The 1,176-nt window shown below is 54.8% G+C and carries 1 protein-coding gene; it reads right to left on the reverse strand.

The features are described from left to right. Positions 1-30 precede the first annotated feature (30 nt). Entirely contained in the window at positions 31-1,098 is a 1,068-nt protein-coding gene (locus tag HBN68_RS21925) for an IS630 family transposase (protein WP_170000663.1), read from the reverse strand. Positions 1,099-1,176 lie beyond the last annotated feature (78 nt).

The raw sequence follows: 1,176 nt of genomic DNA on the forward strand, positions 1-1,176 counted from the left end.
GCTAGTGTGCTGTCTCAGAAATAATATCCCTCATGCCTGCGACGCCATTGCCTCGCGGGCTTGTTGTATTTTGTTCAATATGTCTTCTCCTTTGGCGTTCCAAACGTAACGAGTGGGCTGCGCATTTCGCAGTGCCAGGAACGTGGTAATCGAACTCTCCAGCTCGCGAACAGTACTGAAGCTACCCTCGCGCAGGTACACCGTGATGTCGCGAAAGAAGCGCTCAACCATGTTCATCCACGAACTTGAGGTTCGCGTGAAATGCATGTGGAAGCGTTTGTGCTTCTCAAGCCAGGCCTTCACTGTCGGGTGTTTGTGCGTGGCGTAGTTGTCCACGATCAGGTGCAGTTGAAGATGTTTGGGCGTTTCTCGATTGATCTTCTTGAGAAATTCCAGCCACTCCTGATGCCGGTGTTGGCGCTCGATGCAACTGATCAAGTGCCCCTGAAGATAGTCCAGCGCAGTGAACAAGGTGACCGTGCCATGGCGAACATAATCGTGCGATTGAGTTCGGATATGACCGATGCCAAGAGGGAGTCCGGGCTGGGTGCGCTCAAGGGCCTGAACCTGGCTTTTCTCATCGCAGCAGAGCACTAACGCCTTGTCTGGCGGGTCGAGGTACAGCCCGATCACATCCCAAAATTTCTCTTCAAAGTGCGGATTATTGGAGAGTTTGAAGGTGCGCGTCAGATGCGGCTTGATGTCGTTGGCCGCCCAGATTCGCTGGACGCTGGCCGGCGAAATCCCCGCGACGCTAGCCATGCTTCGGCAACTCCAGCGAGGTTGCCCAATGCGCGGTTGAACCACCTGTTCAAGTACTCGACTCAGTGCCTCCGGTGGCAAGGATGAAGGACGCCCCCGTCCAGGTTTATCAATCAGGCCCTCTAATCGCAGCTCTTGAAACCGCTGGCACCAGCGGGTGACTGAGCGCAGTGAAAAGCCAATCAGACGGGCTATGTCTACCCGTGAGTGGCCTTGAACCGCCAACAGAATTACCCGGGCACGACGGCCATCACGCTGACTGATAGTGGCAGACCTAATGCGGCGACTGAGCTCGCTGTGCTCTTCTGACGTGAGGGTAATGTTCTGCGAGTTCATCTGCTCGCCTCCGGCCTGTTGTTGACGGGGAAAGCATAGCCAATTTTCGGAGACTTTATTTTAGAGACAGTACACTAG

Origin of the sequence: Pseudomonas sp. WS 5078 (assembly GCF_012985745.1) — a bacterium.
Classification (GTDB): Bacteria; Pseudomonadota; Gammaproteobacteria; order Pseudomonadales; family Pseudomonadaceae; genus Aquipseudomonas; species Aquipseudomonas lundensis_A.